The sequence below is a fragment of the Ideonella sp. genome (assembly GCF_041287625.1).
Taxonomy (GTDB): domain Bacteria; phylum Pseudomonadota; class Gammaproteobacteria; order Burkholderiales; family Burkholderiaceae_C; genus Ideonella.
The window spans coordinates 176,940-192,298 of sequence record NZ_JBGGNH010000068.1 but is presented as its reverse complement, the minus strand read 5'-3'; the positions used below and the strand labels follow the sequence as shown (position 1 = coordinate 192,298).

Sequence of the window (15,359 nt, the reverse complement as noted above, 5' to 3'; positions counted from 1 at the left end):
CATGAGCAAGAACAAGAAACCGGTGGTCGTGTACGGCGCTTCCGGCTACACCGGCCGGCTGGTGTGCGAGTACCTTCGCGAGTACGGCGTGCCGTTCATCGCAGCGGGGCGCAGCGGCGAGAAGATCCAGGCGGCAATGAAGTCGAACGTCGCCGGCATCGAGACGGCCGACTACGAAGTCGTCGAGGTGATCCACACCACCGAGGCACTGACCGAGCTGTTCCGCGGCGCCTCCGTCGTGCTGAACACCGTCGGCCCGTTTTCGAAGTACGGCCACGAGGTCGTGCAGGCCTGCCTGGCCGCGAAGTGCCACTACACCGACACGACAGGCGAACAGGACTGGCTGATCACGCTGGACGACGAATACGGCGCCAGGTTCGCCGCCGCCGGCCTGCTGCTGTCGCCCGGCCTGGCCCAGATGTACACGACCGGCGAGATCGCCGCGCAACTGTGCCTCGAAACGCCCGGCCTCGACACCTTGGACATTGCGGTCTTCTGGGGCGGCAGCCCGACGATCGCGTCGACGCAGACCATCCTCGTCAACGCGGCCACCTCGAAGGCCTTCTACCTCGAACAGAACAAGTTCGTCGAGTGGCAACCCGATGCGGGCCTCTACCACGTCACGATCCCCGGTCAGCACGAAGCGGCGCTCGCATTGCCGTGGGGTGGCACCTCGCACCCGGTCTGGTTCCGCAAGGATCCGCGCGTCTCCAACGTCAAGGTGCTCGGCGGCGTCTTCAACAAGCCCTTGATGCTGGGGGTGCCGCAGATCGTCGCGGCGGCGTTGAAGGCGACCGAAGGCATGAACGACGAGGACCGCTACATCGCCCTTTCGAAAACCGCCGCGAGCGTAATGAACACGATGCCGCCGCGCGAGAACCCACGCATCAACAAGTCGGTCGACTCAGTGCACGCACAGGGGCCGCTGGCACGCGCGCACTGCGTGATCTACGGCAACTGCAACTACAAGCAGACGGGGCTGCTGCAGGCCTTCGCCGCCGCCTCGCTGCTGCAGCAGGCACCGAAGCGGGTCGGTTTTGCGTCGGGCTGCCAGGCCTTCGGGCACCGCGAGTTGCTGGGCGCGCTGCGCAGCTTCGGGCTGGTGCAGGCACCCATACTGACCGTGCACCAGTGATGCATCAGGTCGCGGCGGGCCGAGTGCCGGGCCGCCCCAAGCCGGCCCGCATCCCCGCGGGGGATCGGCCGGCGTACTCACCGGACAAGGGGCTCCATTGAGACTGATCGACTACCTGGACAAGGGCGCGTCGCTCGGCGAAGACGCGCCGTGCCTGACGATGAGCACCACCGAGCTCTCGTACGGCGAGGTGCAGCGCTTCAGCCACCGCGTCGCCCGGGCGCTGCAGCGCTCTGGCATTCACGCAGGCGACAAGGTTGCCGTGCTGGCCAGCAACGACGCCACCGCGTTCGCCTGCGTGTTCGGCATCTCGCGCGCCGCTGCGGTGTGGTGCCCCGTCAGCCCGCGCAACGAGGCCTCCGAAAACCGCTTCGTGCTCGACGCGTTCGACTGCAGCTGCCTGATCTTCGCCGGCGCGTACGCGCCCATGGTCGAGCAGATGCGCGCGCAGCTGCCGAAGGTGAAGCTGTTCGTCTGCCTCGACCAGGCCAGCCCGTTCGCGGTCTCGATGGCGCAGTGGCTGGAGGGCATGAACGACGAAGCGCTCGATGTGCCGGTGGTCGACGATGTCGCGATGATCGCCGGCACCGGCGGCACCACCGGCCAGCCCAAGGGCGTGATGCTCTCGGGGCGCAACCTGGAGACCATGAGCGCTTTGACGCTGATGGGCTACCCGTTCGACGGCCGCCCGACCTACCTCGCGCTTGCGCCGCTGACGCATGCGGCCGGCGTGCTCACCTTCCCGGTGATGGCGCTGGGCGGCCGCGTCGTGATCATGCCCAAGCCGGACCTTTCCGACTTCCTCGCGCTGGTGGAGAAGCACCGCGTGACGCACACCTTCCTGCCGCCGACGCTGATCTACATGCTGCTGCAGCACGAGAAGCTGGCGGCGACCCGGCTGGATTCGCTGCAGTGCTTCTGGTACGGCGCCGCGCCGATCTCGGCCGCGCGGCTCGAAGAAGCGCTGGCAAAGATCGGCCCGGTGATGGCACAGCTCTTTGGCCAGACCGAGGCACCGATGATGATCTCGATGATGGCGCCGAAGGACCACTTCAATGCCGATGGTTCGGTCGCGCGCGCGCGCCTGTCGTCGGCCGGGCGCCCCGGCCCGCTGGTGCAGGTGGCGACCATGAACAGCGAGGGCCAGCTGCTGAAGACTGGCGAAACCGGCGAGATCGTGATCCGCAGCTCACTGGTGATGCGGGGCTATTACAAGGATGCGAAGGCGACCGACGAGGCCGGACGCTTCGGCTGGCACCACACCGGCGACATCGGCCGGCTCGACGCCGAGGGTTTTCTCTACATCGTCGACCGCGCCAAGGACATGATCATCACCGGCGGCTTCAACGTCTACTCGGTCGAGGTCGAGCAGGCGCTGATGCAACACCCCGATGTGCAGGACAGCGCGGTGATCGGCCTGCCCGACGACAAGTGGGGCGAGAAGGTCGTGGCGGTGCTGCAGCTGCATGCAGGCCGCAGCGTTCAGCCCGAAGAGATCGTCGCGTTCGTGAAGGCCCGCATCGGCAGCGTGAAGGCGCCGAAGCTGGTCGAAATCTGGGCCGACCTGCCGCGCTCCAAGGTCGGCAAGGTGATGAAGAAGGACATTCGCGCCGAGATGCTGAAACGCATGCCGGCGCCACACTGAAAGACGCCATGTCGAACAAGGCATTCATCGCAGGGGTCGGCATGATCCCGTTCGTCAAGCCCGGCGCGAACGAGCCGTATCCCCACATGGCAGCAAAAGCAGGCCGGCTTGCGCTGGCCGACGCCGGCGTCGAGTTCGGCGCCTTGCAGCAGGCCTACGTTGGCTACGTGTACGGCGACTCCACCGCCGGCCAGAAGGCGGTCTATTCGCTGGGCATGACCGGCATTCCGATCTTCAACGTCAACAACAACTGCTCGACCGGTTCGACCGCGCTGTTCCTCGCGCGGCAGGCCATCGAGTCGGGCGCGGCCGAATGTGTGCTGGCGCTGGGCTTCGAGCAGATGAACCCCGGCGCCATCGGCACCGTGTTCAACGACCGGCCCAGCCCATTCGAGGACTTCGACCGCGAGGCCGCCGAGCTCGTCGGCATGCCCGAGCTGCCGCTCGCACTGCGCTACTTCGGCGGCGCCGGCCAGGCGCACATGAGCAAGCACGGCACGCCGCTGGAAGCCTTCGCGAAGGTGCGCGCAAAAGCCAGCCGCCATGCGGCGCGCAACCCGCTCGCGCTGCTGCGCAAGGAACTCTCGGTGGACGACGTGATGAATGCGCCGATGCTGTGGCCCGGCGTGCTGACACGCCTGATGGCCTGCCCGCCGACCTGCGGCGCAGCGGCCGCCGTGCTGGTGTCGGAAGCCTTCGCCAAGCGCAATGGCCTGCGCACCGACGTGTTCATCGCGGCGCAGGCCATGACCACCGACCGGCCCGATTCGTTCGAAAGCCACGACATGATGAAGCTGGTCGGCTACGGCATGAGCCAGGCGGCGGCCAGGCAGGTCTACGAACAGGCCGGCATCGGTGCCGAAGACCTTGACGTGGTCGAGCTGCACGACTGTTTCGCGCAGAACGAGCTGATCACCTACGAAGCGCTGGGCCTGTGCCGCGAAGGCGAGGCCGCCGCCTTCATCGACGCAGGCGACAACACCTACGGCGGCAAGGTCGTGACCAACCCGTCGGGTGGGCTGCTGTCCAAGGGGCATCCGCTCGGTGCGACAGGACTGGCCCAGTGCTACGAGCTGACCCACCAACTGCGGGGCACGGCCGAGCAGCGCCAGGTGCCGCTGGCGCGCACCGCGCTTCAACACAATCTGGGCCTGGGCGGGGCCTGCGTCGTCACGCTCTATCAGTCGGCGTGATGCCCGCTGCCACGGGCCAGCACGAAACCCTCGTCCAGCCAGCCGGTGATGCCACCCACCATCATCTTCACGGGCCGCCCCAGCTTCGCCAGCCGGGCTGCGCCGCGGTGGGCGCCATTGCAATGCGGGCCGGCGCAATAGGTGACGAACAGCGTGTCAGCGGGATGGCTCGCCAGCTTGCCCTCGGTCAGCTTGCCGTGTGGCCAGTGCAGCGCGCCGGGCACATGGCCGGCGGCAAACAACTCGGCGTTGCGCACGTCCAGCAGCACGAAGCCCGGCTCGGGCTGCGAGAGCGCATCGTGCACGTCCCAGCAGTCGGTCTCGAAGCGGAAAGCGGCTTCGAAGTGGCGCAGCGCTTCGTCTGAAGCGGCTGCGGGGATGGCGGTCACAGGGTTGGTCATTGCCAGGTTCCGGGTGGGTTGAAGACAGCCGCAGTGTGCGCAGCAGATGGCTTCCGGCCCAGTGGCGCTAGCGACTGTCTCCGGCAACAATGCGCCAATGCAGGACCACCTCGTCGCCGCCCTCGCCTACGACCAGCTGTGCACCTTCGAGTTCGGCTGCACGGTGGAGCTGTTTGCGCTGCAGCGGCCGGAGCTGGGCGTGCCCTGGTACGAGTTCGCGGTCTGCGCGGCCGAGCCCGGCCCGCTGCGTGCGGCTGGCGGCATCCAGGTGCTGGCGCGGCACGGCCTGCGCACGCTGGCCCGCGCCGACACCATCGTCATCCCCGGCTGGCGCGGTGCGGACGAGCCCCCACCCGAGCCGCTGCTGCGCGCGCTGCGCCGGGCCCATGCACGCGGCGCGCGGCTGTGCAGCATCTGCTCGGGCGTGTTCGTGCTGGCCGCCGCCGGCCTGCTGGACGGGCTGACCGTCAGCACCCATTGGCGCTACGCCGAAAAGCTCGCCGCACGCTACCCGGCGCTGAAGGTGGACGCCAACGCGCTGTACGTGGGCCAGGGCCAGATCCTCACCTCGGCCGGTTCCGCGGCCGGGCTGGACATGCTGCTGCACCTGGTGCGGCGCGACCACGGCGTGCGCGTGGCCAACCAGGTGGCGCAGCGGCTGGTGCTGCCGCCGCACCGCGACGGTGGCCAGGCCCAGTTCGTGCCGCGGCCCTTGCCAAGTGACGAAGGCAGCCGCGTGGCCAGGCTGATGGACTGGCTGCGCGCCAACCCGCGCCTGCCGCACACGCTGGCCAGCATGGCGGCCGAGGCGGCGATGAGCCCACGCAGCCTGCAGCGCCAGTTCCAGGCGGCCAGCGGGCTGGGGCCGGTGGACTGGCTGATCCGCGAGCGTGTGGGCCTGGCCAAGGAGTTGCTGGAGACCCACCCGGAACGCGCACTGGCCGAGGTTGCGGAGCTGGCCGGCTTTGGCGCCGAAGAATCCATGCGCCGGCACTTCCGCCGGCTGGCCCAGGTCAGCCCGGCCGCATACCGGCGGCAGTTCACCAGAACGGCTTAAGGCGCCGCGCGGCGACGCATCACACGCACCGGCCGGGCCTGGCTGCCATCCGCCGCGCGGGCGCGCAGCTGGCCGCAGCCGCCGTCCACGTCCTGCCCGGCGGACTGGCGCAGCTTGGTCAGCACGCCGCGCTGGTGCAGCTGGCGCGCCATCGCCGCGGCCTTGTCCCAGGCGGGCCGGCGGTACGGCAGTTCAGGCACGGTGTTGTAGGGGATCAGGTTCATCAGCGCGTACTTGCCCTGCAGCAGCCGCACGATGCCGTCCATCTCTTCCTCGCTGTCGTTGATGCCTTCCATCAGCGTCCATTGGTACTGGATGGGGTAACCCGTGGCACGGGCATAACGCTCGCCGGCTTCCACCAGTTCGTCCGGCGTGATGCGGGGCGCGCGCGGCAGCAGCTCGGCGCGCAGGTCGGCCCGCGTGCTGTGCAGCGACAGCGCCAGCGCCGGCTTCACCTGGCCTTGCGGCAGGCGTTCGAACGCACGCGCATCGCCCACCGTCGAGAACACCAGGTTCTTGTGGCCAATGGCGCCCGCCGTGCCCAGCAGCTCGATGGCTTCCATCACGTTGTCCAGGTTGTGCGCCGGCTCGCCCATGCCCATGAACACCACTTTCTTGACGGTGCGCTGGCGGCGCGCCAGCACCACCTGGGCCACGATCTCGGCGCTGCCGACCTGGCGGATCAAGCCTTCCTTGCCGGTCATGCAGAACACGCAGCCCACCGCGCAACCCACCTGCGTGGACACGCACAGCCCGTCGCGCGGCAGCAGCACGCTTTCGACCGCCTGGCCGTCCGCCAGGTCCACCAGCAGCCTTGCCGAGCCGTCTTCGCCCGGGTGGCTGGAGCGCAGGCTGACGAGGCCGTCGAGCTGCTGCTGCAGCGCCGGCAGCGCCTCGCGCAGCGGCTTGGGCAGGAAGTCTTCCACGCGGCGCTTGCCCGCGTCCAGTGGCCTGGCGTGGGCCCAGTGGCGCAACAGGCCCTGGGCGTGCGCCGGCTGTGCACCCAAAGCGGCGAACTGCTGGCGCAGCGCAGCGATGGTGTTGGGCAGGGGCTGAGGCGGCGCGGCGGCAGGGGCAGACATGACAACGAAGCAGGCAGGAACAGCCGCAAGTGTAGGCAGGCGCCGCCAAAAGCCCCTGCCATGGCTGGCGTGCAGCACTTGTCGGACACTCACGCCGCCCTCCGCTCCGATCACCCGACCCAAGGCGCCCCGACATGACCCTGAGCTTTCGCCCCGACCGCCGTGCCGCCAGCGCACTGCTGCTGAGCCCGCTGCTGACCGCGCTGCCCTTGGCCGCGCGAGCTGCCACCGCCCCGCCGGCCGACGCCGATGGCGCGCTGCTGAAGGCCGTGATCGCCGGCCCGCAGCGCAGCGCCGCCAACCGCGCGCGTGACGTCTATCGCCACCCGTTCGAGACGCTGCGCTTCTTCGGCCTGAAGCCGGGGCAGACCGTCATCGAGATCTCCCCCGGCGGCGGCTGGTACACCGAGATCCTGGCGCCCTATCTGCGCGACCATGGGCACTACTACGCGGCGCACAACAGCGCCACCGGCGGCAGCGAAGGCGCGCGCAAGGGCCGCGCCCGCTTCGAGGCCAAGCTGGCCGCCGAACCAGCGGTCTACGGCCATGCCAAGGTCGGCAGCATGCCCACCGAAGCCGGTTTCAGCGACATTGCCCCGCCCGGCGGCGCCGACCTGGTGCTGACCTTCCGCAACGTCCACAACTGGATCGAAGCCGGCAACCTGGACGACACGCTGCGCGCCTTCTACACGGTGCTGAAGCCGGGCGGCGTGCTCGGCGTTGAAGAACACCGGGCCACGCCGGGCACGCCACTGGCCAAGGTGATCGCCACCGGCTACGTGCCGGTCGACTTCCTCACCGCGCGCGCCCGCGCCGCCGGCTTCGAGCCGGCCGGCGCCAGCGAGGTCAATGCCAACGCCAAGGACACGCACGAGCACCCGAACGGCGTCTGGTCCCTGCCGCCCACGCTGCAGGGCGGCGAGGTGGGCAAGGCCGAGTTCCTGGCGATTGGCGAATCCGACCGCATGACGCTGAAGTTCGTCAAGCCGCGCTGACGTCGCCGGGGCTCGCATCAGCTGGCCCATTGATGAGATGGACGCGCCGCCCCCTCTGCCTTGAGGACGGGCGGCCGCTGCGTCGCCTCTTTGCGGCGCAAACCACGCGAAACCAGGGGTATCGGCGGCAAGGCCCTGGCCGTACCATCGCCGCGCCCTTGAGGAAACTCAAGCGCCGTCCCGCGGTTCAGGGGGCATTCATTCCCGCAACCCGAGGGAGGACGCATGTCGAACGTGGCAGGCAAGGCCTACGCGATGAACGTGATCACGCCGATCCGCTGGTACACGGCGTGGCTGAACAAGCTGATCTTCTGGGTCGCGCTGAAGGTCCCGTCCACCCTCAAGGGGCTGATCACGCTGTCGCTGATCCACTATGCCCGCTGGGTCATCATTGGCCCGAAGCAGTTCCCGCACTTGTCGCCGCAGCAGCCCAAGGAGGAACTGAAGTACGCCTACATGCTGTTCTTCAGCAACTTCAATGGCAGCTGGGACCAGTACGTCGACTCCTTCTCCTTCGCCATCCCGGCCGGCCTGGACATGTTCTGGAAGTGGAACGTGCGCTACCCACGCTCGATTGCGTTGACGCCGTTCCACCAGTACATCCGCTTCAACCAGATCGAGACGATCCACTACTACAACGCCTACCCGCTGGCGACTTCCAACGACGTCAAGAGCGCGCATGCGGTGCGCAACGCGCTGCTGGCCTTCCAGCAGGCCGAGGACGTGAGCGACGAAGCTTTCATGACACGCTACAAGGCCTTGCTGCGCTCGCTGCAGCATGACCTCGGCGACATGGCACCGACGCCCATCGTCAGCATGTCGGCCTACCAGGTGGAGCGCCGCGAACGCTGGCATGCCAGCCTGCCAGAGGAACGCAAGGAGGCCCGCCATGCCGGCTAACGTCAGCGGCCGGGCCTACGCCCTGACCGCCCTGTCCCCCATCCGCGACGGCTGGACCTCGGACGGCATTGCCTACGCCGATGTCGTGCGGGACCGGCTGCAGGGCTGGAACACCGAGCCCAACAGCCCGATGACCGGTGTGCCCAACACCTACCTGTGCCGTTTCTTCGTGCTCGACGATGTCTACCACCAGTCGCTGCCCGGTGCCGGTGTGCTGGACACGCTGTCGGACCTGCTGCCGGTGCTGCCCAATGCCTTGCGCAAAAGCGTGCTGCCGGCCGAGGATCACCTGAAGAGCCGCTACCTGGTCTTTTCCTCGGAGCTGCACGGCGGGGTGGACGGTGATGTCGACGCCTACCTGCGCGGCATGTGGGGCGCCATCGAAAGCCGCATCCGCGAAGTCTGGGGCTGGTGCCACGGCTTCGAGCAGGTCACCGACGGTGCAGGCTTTGCCGCCTACATCCGCAAGTGCCAGCTGCCGGCCGCGCTGTTCTTCAATGGCAGCAACGACGACCCGCTGGCCGAGCAGCTCAAGGCGCTCTACCTGAAGCAGGAGTTCACCCGCTTCGCAGTCGACAGCCAGGGCCTGGACCCGGCCACGCTGCGCCTGCGCATGGCCGAGTTCATGCAGCGCGTGGACCCGCCCAACATCGCCGGGCCGACCTGGTCGCCCGGCCGCTACCGCCTTTGATCGCCTTTGAATGCCTTTGATCGCCGCCGGAGCATCGCCATGACAAAGCAGTTGGACTTGCTGGACATCCAGGGCAACGTGGTGCGGGCCTACGGCCGCTTCGGTTACCCGGTCGCCCGCTACGTGTTCCTGGCCGTTCACCACCCGGCCGCCGGCCGGGCCCTGGTGGGCGACCTGACCCGCTACGTCACCGGCTCGCTGGACTGGGGCCCCGGTCCCGGCCAGATGCCGCGCCCGGACTGGACCCTGAACCTCGCCTTCACCTACCCCGGCCTGGCCCAGCTCGGCCTGCCCACTGCCTCGCTGATGAGCTTCTCGCCGGAGTTCGCGGCCGGCATGCGCGAGCGCAGGGACATCCTCGGCGACACCGGCAGCAGCGCGCCGCAGCACTGGGACCCGATCTGGCGCAAGCACCGCGACACGCAGGACGTGCATGTGTTCGCCTCGCTGAATGCCGTCAGCCCCGAGGCGCTGGCAAAGGGCTACGCGAAGCTCCAGGCCATCGTCGAAACCTACGGCGAGGGCGCGCAGATCCTCGGCGGCAACGTGGGCGACGATGGCGCCTTGCTGGACTACCAGGACGCACACGCGCTGGTGGAAGACGGCCAACCGGTCGCCAAGGAACACTTCGGCTACACCGACGGCATCAGCGACCCGGTGTTCGAAGGCATGCCGCCGTCGGCCCAAAGCACCAAGGGCCGTGGCAAGCCCATGCCAGGCGGCACCTGGGCGCCGCTGGCCACCGGCGAGTTCCTGCTCGGCCATCCGGACGAAGCGCACGAATATCCGCCAGGCCCGGAGCCGGTGCTGCTGGCGCGCAATGGCAGCTACCTGATCTACCGCAAGCTGCACCAGAACGTCGGCACCTTCGAGGCCTACCTGGAACAGCAGGGCCGCGCCTACCCCGGCGGCAAGGAACTGCTGGCCGCCAAGTTCGCCGGCCGCTGGCGCGACAACGGTGCGCCGCTGGCCCGCGCGCCCGACGCCGCTGCCAAGGCGCGCTTCGACGCAGACTTCTACGCGGCCCTGAAAGCCGGCGACATGGCCAAGGTCGACGACCTGCAGAGCGACTTCGACTACAACCAGGACATGAGCGGCGCCAAGTGCCCGTTCAGCGCCCACATCCGCCGCTGCAACCCGCGCGGCTCGCTGCAGATGATCCACGAGGCGGGCGACCTGCCAGGCTCGCTGAAGCAAAGCGTGGACGCCTTCGACACCCCTGGCGCACTGTCCAACCGTCGCCGCATGCTGCGGCGCGGCCTGCCCTACGGCCAGGTGAAGGACCGCAGCCGCGACGACGGCAACCACGGCATCGTCATCATGCTGGTCAATGCCGACATCAACCGCCAGTTCGAATTCGTCCAGCAGCAATGGATGAACTACGGCAACGACTTCAAGGCCGGCAACGACAAGGACATCCTGCTGGGTAACCACAGCGAAGACCCGGCCCAGCCCAGCAAGGCCGTGCTGCAGACCGACCCCGCCGGCCAGGACGCCCCGCATTTCCTGCCCCGCATCCCCCGCTTCGTCGAAACCCGCGGCGGCGACTATTTCTTCGTGCCCAGCCTGACGGCGCTGAGGATGATTGCGGCGGGCGTGATCGATCCAACGTAGGGAAGACTGGGCGCCTGCTCAGGTATAGCGACAAGCCGCATACCCCGCCCCTTCATCCAGCACGAACTGCCGGAACGCCGCGTTCACGCCGGTGAGCTGGCTGTCCCTGCGCTGCAGGAAACACCAGTCGATGTGCTTGGGCATGCCGCGCACGTCCAGCACGGCCAGGCGGCCGGTTTCGGCTTCGACCTGGAAGCTGTGGGCCGACAGGAAGCTGATGCCCATGCCGCACATCACCGCCTGCTTGATGGTCTCGTTGCCGGCCAGCTCCAGGCCGGCGCGCACCTGGATGGACTGCTGCTGCAGCAGGTGTTCGAGGAACTGGCGGGTGGCGGAGCCGGGCTCGCGGAAGATGAAGTTTTCCTCGCGCAGCTCGGCCCAGCTCAGCCCGCGCTGGCCTGCCAGCGGATGGTTGGGCGCGGCGACGATGCAGTGCGGGTGGCGCGCGAAGCGGGTCGCTTCCAGGTCCGCTTCCGAAGGCGGATGGCCAGCGATGGCAATGTCCATGCGGTGCTCCTGCAGCATCGCCAGCACCTCGCTGCGCTTGGCCACCGTGAGCTTCAGCCGGACCTGCGGGTGGCGCTGGCAGAAGGCATGCAGCAGGCGCGGCGCGAAGTAGTGGGCGGTGGACACCACACCCAGGTGCAGCAGGCCGCGCGGGCTGCCCTGCTCCGTCGGGTCGGCGCGCAGCTGCGCCAGCGCCTGGTCGGCCGCGCGCGCCTGGGCCAGCAGCAGGCGCGCATGCTGCAGCAGTTCCTGGCCGGCGTCGGTCAGGCGCTGGCGGCGCGGGCCGTCGAACAGCTTCAGGCCCAGGTCGGTCTCCAGCTGGCGCATCTGCATCGAGACGGCCGACTGCGTCATGGACAGCGACTCGGCCGCGCGCGAGAAGCTGCCGCCGCTGGCAATGGCCTCGAACAGGTGCAGGTGGCGCAGGTTGAAGGTCTTCATGTCCAAGCGAAAAGACGGTTGGGGGTTTCCCGTGCTGGCGGCAGCCAGATCGGGCGGTTTTGCGCGGGCTAACCCCGACAAAGCGGCCGACACGGGGTGCCAAGCACCGCAACATCAGTATTGCGTGAAGTTCACCATCAGGCTTCATCAATTGATGCTGAAGGACTTGGCTTTTACGCTTCGCTCCATTCCTGGTCACCCCGCACACACCACCATGGCCCCCACGCCGATCAAGCCCTTCCCCCGCTGGGACGACACCCGCGCCGCCACACTGGACGAACCCGGCCTGCTGCTCTACCGCTCGAACCTGCTGGGCTCGGACCTGCGCATCACCAACTACGGCGGCGGCAACACCTCGGCCAAGCTGACCCAGCCAGACCCGCTGACCGGCCAGCCGGTCGAGGTGCTGTGGGTGAAAGGCTCCGGCGGCGACGTGGGCTCGATGAAGCTGGACGGCTTCTCCACCCTGTACATGGACAAGCTGCGCGCCCTCAGCAGCCTGTACCGCGGCCTGGAACATGAAGACGAGATGGTGGGCTACCTGCCGCACTGCACCTTCAACCTGAACAGCCGCGCCGCGTCCATCGACACGCCCCTGCACTCGCTGCTGCCCTACAAGCACGTGGACCACATGCACCCGGACGCGGTGATCGCCATCGCGGCGATGGCCAACTCCGAGGCGCTGACCCAGCAGGTCTTCGAGGGCACCGTCGGCTGGCTGCCCTGGCTGCGGCCCGGCTACGAGCTGGGCCGGCGCCTGGCCGAATACGACGCCCGGCACCCGGGCCTGCGTGGCATCGTGCTGGCCGGCCATGGCCTGTTCAGCTGGGGCGACAGCGCCAAGAGCTGCTACGAAAACACGGTGGACCTGATCCAGCGTGCCCAGGGCTGGCTGGCGCGCGAGCGTTCGTCGCGCCAGGCCAAGGCCTTTGGCGGCGTGCAGTTCAGCTCGCTGCCCGAGGACCAGCGCAACCAGGCGCTGGCACGGCTGCTGCCGGTGCTGCGCGGCCTCAGCGCCGAGGGCGTGCCGAAGCTGCTGCACCTGAACACCTCGCCCGAGGTGCTGGAGTTCGTCAACTCGGTGGACCTGGCGCCGCTGGCCGCCCTGGGCACCTCCTGCCCCGACCATTTCCTGCGCACCAAGATCCGCCCGCTGGTCGTGTCCGAGGCCGTCTACACGCTGCAGGGCGACGCGCTGCGCGACCGCCTGGGCGAACTGCTGGCCGACTACCGCGCCGACTACGCCGCCTACTACGAACGCTGCAAGCGCCCCAGCAGCCCGCCGCTGCGCGACCCGAACCCGGTCGTGATCCTGCTGCCGCGCATCGGCATGGTGACGATTGCCAAGGACAAGGCCACCGCCCGCATTGCCGGCGAGTTCTACGTCAACGCCATCAACGTGATGCGCGAGGCCAACGCGGTGGACCGCTACGTCGGCCTGCCCGAGCAGGAGGCCTTCGACATCGAATACTGGCTGCTCGAAGAAGCCAAGCTGCAGCGCATGCCCAAGCCCAAACCGCTGGTCGGCAAGGTGGCGCTGGTGACCGGCGGCGCCGGCGGCATTGGCCAGGCGATTGCGCGGCGCATGCTGGCCGAAGGTGCCTGCGTGGTGCTGGCCGACATTGACCAGGAAGCGCTGGACGAGGTGGAAGCCGCGCTGGCCAAGGGCTTCGGCCGGGACGCCGTGCGCGGCCTGCGCTGCGACGTGACCGACGAGGCCAGCGTGATCGCTGCGCTGGACCGCACCGCGCTGGAATTCGGCGGCGTGGACATCCTCGTCAGCAATGCCGGCATCGCATCGGCAGCGCCCATCGAAGACACGACGCTCGCACTGTGGAAGCGCAACCAGGACATCCTGGCCACCGGCTACTTCCTGGTCGGCCGCGAAGCCTTCCGGCAGATGAAGGCGCAAGGCACCGGCGGCTGCATGATCATCATCGCCAGCAAGAACGGCATGGTGGCCAGCAACCAGGCCAGCGCCTACTGCGCCGCCAAGGCCGCCGAGATCCAGCTCAGCCGCAGCTTCGCACTGGAAGGCGCGCCGCTGGGCATCCGCTCCAACGTGGTCAACCCGGACGCCGTGATCCGCGGCTCCAAGATCTGGACCGGCAAGTGGAGCGAAGAACGCGCCGCGGCCAACAAGATCAGCGAGTCCGACCTCGAAGCCTTCTACCGCGACCGGTCGATGCTCAAGCGCAGCGTCTACCCCGAGGACATTGCCGAGGCCGCTTATTTCTTCGCGGCCGAGCATCTGTCGGCCAAGAGCACCGGCAACATCCTGAACGTCGACGCCGGCAATCTGGCGGCGTTCACGAGATGAGCCACCGCGGCAGTACTGGAAGGAGACACAGAACATGAAGACGATCGACAGCGCTTTCATCGCAGCGCAGAACGACAAGCTGGCGCGGCATGTGCACCACGACTACGAGCACCTGGGCGAGCAGTTGGCGCGGCGGGACATCGACATCGAGACGGTGCGGGCGCGGGTGGCCGCGTTTGGCGTGGCCATTCCGAGTTGGGGCGTGGGCACGGGCGGCACACGCTTCGCACGCTTTCCGGGCCAGGGCGAGCCGCGGCATGTGTTCGACAAGCTGCAGGACTGCGCCGTCATCCAGCAACTGGGCCGTGCCACGCCCACCGTCTCGCTGCACATTCCCTGGGACCGCTGCAGCGACTGGAGCGAGCTGCGCCAGGCGGCCGAAGCCGGAGGACTCGCCTTCGACGCGATGAACTCCAACACCTTCTCGGACCAGCCCGGCCAGCCGCTGAGCTACAAGTTCGGCAGCCTCACGCATGTGGACGCTGCGGTGCGCGAGCAGGCGGTGGCGCACAACCTGGACTGCATCGAAATCGGCCGCAAGCTGGGCTCGAAGGCGCTCACCGTGTGGATTGGCGACGGCAGCAACTTCCCCGGCCAGCAGCACTTCCGCCGCGCGTTTGATCGCTACCTGGACAGCACGCGCCAGATCTACGCCGCGCTGCCGGGCGACTGGCGCATGTTCCTGGAACACAAGATCTGCGAGCCGGCTTTCTACGCCACCGTCATCCAGGACTGGGGCTCCAGCTTCCTGGCGGCCAGCGCGCTGGGCCCGCAGGCGCAGTGCCTGGTGGACCTGGGCCACCACGCGCCCAACGTCAACATCGAACTGATCGTCGCCCGGCTGATTGCCGCCGGCAAGTTGGCGGGCTTCCACTTCAACGACAGCAAGTACGGCGACGACGACCTGGACGCCGGCAGCGTCTCGCCTTATCGGCTGTTCCTGGTCTTCAACGAGCTGATCGCCGCCGAGCACGAAAAGGCCGCGGGCTTCGAGCCGGCCTACATGCTGGACCAGAGCCACAACGTGACCGACCCGATCGAAAGCCTGATCAGCAGCGCCGCGCAAGTGCAGCGCACCTGCGCCCAAGCTTTGCTGGTGGACCGCGACGCGCTGGACGCCGCCCAGCAGGCCAACGACGCGCTCACCGCCACCGGCCTGCTGCAAAAAGCCTTCCAGACCGACGTGACGCCGCTGCTGCAACGCGTGCGCCTGGACGCCGGCGGCGCGATCGACCCCATCGCCACCTACCGCGCCAGCGGCTACCGTCAGCGCGTGGCCGAGGAGCGGCCAGCGGTGAAGGGTGGCAGCGGCGGGATCGTCTAGGTCCGTTCGGGCTGAGCCTGTCGAAGCCCCCCTTTTCATTGGGACTGAGCCCCT

13 protein-coding genes are annotated in these 15,359 nt (G+C 68.4%); 10 read left to right on the top strand and 3 right to left on the bottom strand.

The genetic code is table 11. The annotated features are described in order from the left end of the window. The first annotated feature begins 1 nt into the window (after position 1). The 3 genes from ACAH41_RS25780 to ACAH41_RS25770 all read left to right on the top strand — a co-directional run bounded on the left by ACAH41_RS25780 (position 2) and on the right by ACAH41_RS25770 (position 3,973). Positions 2-1,135, top strand: coding sequence for a DUF5938 domain-containing protein (locus ACAH41_RS25780; protein WP_325650714.1), 1,134 nt, complete (start codon positions 2-4; stop codon positions 1,133-1,135). Positions 1,136-1,232: 97 nt separating this feature from the next. Further along, a complete protein-coding gene (locus tag ACAH41_RS25775; protein WP_325650716.1) occupies positions 1,233-2,780 on the top strand; it encodes an AMP-binding protein in 1,548 nt (515 codons plus the stop codon). 8 nt (positions 2,781-2,788) lie between these two features. After that, on the top strand, positions 2,789-3,973 hold the full coding sequence (locus ACAH41_RS25770; RefSeq protein WP_325650718.1) for a lipid-transfer protein: 1,185 nt from the start codon (positions 2,789-2,791) through the stop codon (positions 3,971-3,973). Here the strand turns inward: ACAH41_RS25770 and ACAH41_RS25765 are convergent. Further along, positions 3,961-4,374 carry a rhodanese-like domain-containing protein gene (locus ACAH41_RS25765; protein WP_325650720.1) on the bottom strand — a complete coding sequence of 138 codons (414 nt, stop codon included), beginning with the start codon at positions 4,372-4,374 and terminating at the stop codon, positions 3,961-3,963. The two genes, ACAH41_RS25770 and ACAH41_RS25765, sit on opposite strands and share 13 nt — an antisense overlap. Before the next feature lie 97 nt (positions 4,375-4,471). On the opposite strand from ACAH41_RS25765, the gene ftrA reads away from it, so the two are divergent. After that, on the top strand, positions 4,472-5,431 hold the full coding sequence (ftrA, locus tag ACAH41_RS25760; RefSeq protein ID WP_325650722.1) for a transcriptional regulator FtrA: 960 nt from the start codon (positions 4,472-4,474) through the stop codon (positions 5,429-5,431). Here ftrA and ACAH41_RS25755 read toward each other — a convergent pair. Beyond that, positions 5,428-6,513, bottom strand: a complete 1,086-nt coding sequence (locus ACAH41_RS25755) for an RNA methyltransferase (protein ID WP_325650724.1) — start codon at positions 6,511-6,513, stop codon at positions 5,428-5,430. The genes ftrA and ACAH41_RS25755 overlap by 4 nt on opposite strands. Before the next feature lie 134 nt (positions 6,514-6,647). Here ACAH41_RS25755 and ACAH41_RS25750 point away from each other — a divergent pair, with 134 nt between their 5' ends. From ACAH41_RS25750 to ACAH41_RS25735, 4 genes are all read left to right on the top strand, one after another. Beyond that, the gene (locus ACAH41_RS25750; protein WP_325650725.1) at positions 6,648-7,508 is read left to right on the top strand and encodes a methyltransferase; all 861 of its coding nucleotides are present in this window, start codon (positions 6,648-6,650) and stop codon (positions 7,506-7,508) included. 225 nt (positions 7,509-7,733) lie between these two features. Further along, positions 7,734-8,408, top strand: coding sequence for a hypothetical protein (locus ACAH41_RS25745; protein WP_325650727.1), 675 nt, complete (start codon positions 7,734-7,736; stop codon positions 8,406-8,408). After that, positions 8,398-9,099, top strand: coding sequence for a hypothetical protein (locus ACAH41_RS25740; RefSeq protein WP_325650728.1), 702 nt, complete (start codon positions 8,398-8,400; stop codon positions 9,097-9,099). Before ACAH41_RS25745 ends, ACAH41_RS25740 begins: the two co-directional genes overlap by 11 nt. A gap of 39 nt (positions 9,100-9,138) precedes the next feature. After that, positions 9,139-10,713, top strand: coding sequence for a peroxidase (locus ACAH41_RS25735; RefSeq protein WP_325650729.1), 1,575 nt, complete (start codon positions 9,139-9,141; stop codon positions 10,711-10,713). Between the two features lie 18 nt (positions 10,714-10,731). Here ACAH41_RS25735 and ACAH41_RS25730 read toward each other — a convergent pair whose 3' ends face one another. After that, positions 10,732-11,661 carry a LysR family transcriptional regulator gene (locus ACAH41_RS25730; protein WP_325650730.1) on the bottom strand — a complete coding sequence of 310 codons (930 nt, stop codon included), beginning with the start codon at positions 11,659-11,661 and terminating at the stop codon, positions 10,732-10,734. Between the two features lie 214 nt (positions 11,662-11,875). Here ACAH41_RS25730 and ACAH41_RS25725 point away from each other — a divergent pair, with 214 nt between their 5' ends. Then, on the top strand, positions 11,876-13,981 hold the full coding sequence (locus ACAH41_RS25725) for a bifunctional rhamnulose-1-phosphate aldolase/short-chain dehydrogenase (RefSeq protein ID WP_325650731.1): 2,106 nt from the start codon (positions 11,876-11,878) through the stop codon (positions 13,979-13,981). A gap of 34 nt (positions 13,982-14,015) precedes the next feature. Continuing rightward, a complete protein-coding gene (gene rhaI, locus ACAH41_RS25720) occupies positions 14,016-15,305 on the top strand; it encodes an L-rhamnose catabolism isomerase (protein ID WP_325650733.1) in 1,290 nt (429 codons plus the stop codon). The last annotated feature ends 54 nt before the right edge of the window (positions 15,306-15,359 follow it).